This is a genomic window from Myxococcus xanthus, assembly GCF_013116825.1.
In the GTDB taxonomy this organism is placed as follows: domain Bacteria; phylum Myxococcota; class Myxococcia; order Myxococcales; family Myxococcaceae; genus Myxococcus; species Myxococcus xanthus_B.
In genome coordinates, this window is the sequence record NZ_JABFNS010000268.1 from 1 (window position 1) to 3019 (window position 3019).

General features: G+C 69.2%; 4 protein-coding genes. All 4 read right to left on the bottom strand.

Going from position 1 to position 3019, the window contains the following annotated elements; all coding sequences use genetic code 11:
- Positions 1 to 534 (bottom strand): hypothetical protein (locus HNV26_RS37120; RefSeq protein ID WP_171453028.1); only part of this gene is annotated, 534 nt, incomplete at its 3' end.
- A gap of 87 nt (positions 535 to 621) precedes the next feature.
- Entirely contained in the window at positions 622 to 1068 is a 447-nt protein-coding gene (locus HNV26_RS37125; RefSeq protein ID WP_090491899.1) for a cyclic nucleotide-binding domain-containing protein, read from the bottom strand.
- Between the two features lie 41 nt (positions 1069 to 1109).
- On the bottom strand, positions 1110 to 2453 hold the full coding sequence (locus tag HNV26_RS37130; protein ID WP_171445141.1) for an AgmX/PglI C-terminal domain-containing protein: 1344 nt from the start codon (positions 2451 to 2453) through the stop codon (positions 1110 to 1112).
- Between the two features lie 4 nt (positions 2454 to 2457).
- Positions 2458 to 2733 (bottom strand): hypothetical protein, encoded by a 276-nt coding sequence (locus HNV26_RS37135; protein WP_171445140.1) that lies wholly within the window; start codon positions 2731 to 2733, stop codon positions 2458 to 2460.
- Positions 2734 to 3019 lie beyond the last annotated feature (286 nt).

Genomic DNA, 3019 nt, shown 5'->3' on the forward strand with positions numbered 1-3019 from the left:
CACCAGGACGATGTCGGGAGTGGGGGGGCGGCTGGGGTCTCCTCCGGGGAGGTTGTTGGGCTCCTCCACCTCCACGAAGAGATTTTCATCGGTGCGGAAGGCGAGCTGGCCGATGCACTCCTCGGCCTCCGAGCGGAGCTGGCCCACCTTCTGCCGGGCGATCATCACCTTGGTGAATTCGTGCTCGCTGGTCGAGGACTCCTGGCGGGACACCGCCTCCTGGAGGGACACGTCCGCCTGCTCGGAGATGCGCAGCAGGCCCTTGATTTGAGTGAGCTTCTCGTTGGCGCAGTTGAGCTTCACCACGTCCTTGGTCCGCCGCGCCTCCTCCACCTTCCCCAACACCGAGCGCAGCACCTCGCGCATGCCGCTCAAGGCCTGCGTGCTGCGCACCAGCTTCGCCGAGTCCGGCACCTCGCTGGCCTTCTCCAGCGCCGCGGTGGCGGCGGGAGGGGCTGGCGGCGCGGCGGGGGACGGGCTTTGTGCCGTCGCCATGCTGGCGGCCAGGACGGCGAGCATTCCGACGTTGCGCATGCGGCTCACGATGCCGCAGAGCGTAGAGGCAGGGGTGGGGGGTGTCAAACCAACACGAGGGCGATGAAAGTGGTCAGGACTGACTAGTCAGTCCTTCGTTGCAAGACGAACATTGGCTTCGCGCAGGCGGGCAGACAGGCTCCTGGCGATATTCACCACGATGAAGGTGAACCCATCGCCATGTGTCCTCCGGAACTCGCGGAGGTCCTGCGCGCTGAGCTGGAGCAGGTCCACGTCCGTCTTCGCGCACACGGTGGCGGAGCGGAAGTCCTTGTCGATGAGGCCCATCTCCCCGAAGAACTCGGGTGGGGACAGCACCGCCAGCGGATGCAGGCCGCCCTGGGGTTGACGGCGTGAGACTTCCACCTGTCCGCGGACGACGACGAAGAGGCTGTCGCCCAAATCCCCTTCTTCGAAGATGACGTCTCCCGCCGCGAAGTGCCGCGCCCGCGCCAGCTCGGCGAGGTGGCCGAGCTCCGCGGAGGAGAGCATCTCGAAGAGCGGCGATGCGGCGATGACGGACAGCTTCTCCATGGTCCCCCCGGGGCCCGGGCTGGGTGCTCCCGGCCGGGAGCCTAGCCCGCCGGCGCGAAGACGAAGGGGTAGGAAACGGCTGTCTCGTCGTCGGGTTTGAAGGGGAACACCCAACTGCGGATGGTGGTGCGGATGCAGCTGCCCACCGCCTCGCTGCCCAGGGTGTTCTCCTCGATTTCGATGTCCCCGGCGCGGCCGGACGTCTTGATGGTGAAGCGCACCACCACCTTGCCCTTGAGTCTGGGGTTCCGCTTGAGCTCCTTCTCGTAGCAGCTCTGGATGGCGGCCTTGCGAGCGCGCACGTAGCGGGCCAGCGCGTCGCGGTCCACGTCGGCGCTTTCGATTTCGGGCGTGGCGTCCTGCACGCGGCCCTTCACCACCGTCTCCTTCTTGTCGCCCAGGTCCACCTTGCCGCCGCCCTGGGTGCCAATGGCGCCGATGTCCGTCACCGTGCCCGTGCCGCCGCCGCGAGGACCGCCGGTGGCGCCCACGGAGGCCTCGCGGGCCACACCCACGCCGCCCGCGCCCGCCAGGGCCTCGGCGATGTCACCGCCGCCACTGGCGCCGCCGAGCACGTCCGCGAAGGCACCCTGGCCACCGCCGCTATTGGAGCCCAGAATCTTCAGCAAGCCCTTGCCGGAGACCTTCTTCACCACCTCCGCGCGGCGCTGCTGGGCGGCGTCACCCGCGGGCTTGTTCTCCGCGGGCGTGTCCTCCTTGGGCGCGGCATCGGGCTTGTCGCTCCTGGGCGCTTCGGCGGCGCCGGTGTCCGCCGGCTTGGGGGCCTCCACCGGGCGCTGGGGGATGATGGCGCGCACGAAGCGGTCATCCAGTTCGTCCAGCTCCAGCTCGGCCACCTGCGGCGTCTCCGAGGTGATGATGAGGGCGGCGCCGGAGAAGTGGACCAGGAGCGAGGCGGCGAGGATGCCGAAGAAGACGCGGTCCATCGTCTTCCACCGGCTGACCATGACGTCCGTGGGCAGCACCGGCTTCGCCTCGTCGGGCGGCGGCGTGACGAACTGGAAGAAGAGGGTGGCGTCACCCAGCTCCACCTTGCCGCGAGCGCTCTCCGGCAGGGGCAGGATGTGCAGGTCGCCGCGGCGGGTGGTGAGGCCCTGCGCGCGCAGGGACTCGAAGTCCACGTCGGACGAGCCCAGGTTGACGCGGCCCTTCATGTCCGGCGCGATGACGAGCTGGAACTGCTGGTTCTGGTTCTCCAGCAGGGCGAAGCGGGCGGGCCGGCCCTCGGCGGCGGGCAGGACGATGGTGTTCTTCGCGTCGTGGCCGATGGTGACCGTTTCGCGGCGGGCGTGGTGCTCTTCGACGATGCGGCCGTTCTGGATGACGCCGACGCGGAGCAGCTTGTTCTGCGAGGTGGCGGCCATGGGACTAGAAGGGTTCCTGTTCCACGCTCTTTTCGACCTTGGGCACGAAGCTCTCGGTGCGGCTGAGGTCGTCGAAGCTCAGGTTGGAGCGCTGGAGGATGTACATGGCCTGGGGCTTCTGGATGCGTCCTTCGACGGTGATGGCTTCCAGGCGGATGACTTTGCGCGGGGCCTTCTTCGGCGACGCGGCGCCGCTGCTGGACGAGGAGGCCTGACTGGCGTCCTGGGCCAGCGCGGGCGCGGCGGCGAGCATCACGATGAGGGCGAAGGCGAAGCGCATGGCGGATTTACTGGGAGTCGGTGGTGAGTCTACCCGAGCCGGCGGGCACCGGGGCAGTGGACGCGCCGTCCGGTGACGGCGCCGGGCTGCTCGGGGCGGAGGTGGTGGAAGGTGAGGCGCCAGGCGCCGCGACGCGCGTGCCCGGCTCCGGGTTGGACACCGGGGATGGAGCCGCTGAAGCGCTACAAGACGGCCCTCGCCCACTTCGACAACTACCAGGCGCGCGGCGGACGCGACGAGCGCATCCCCCAGTACGTGAAGGACGCGCGCAAGCTCATCGACCGCG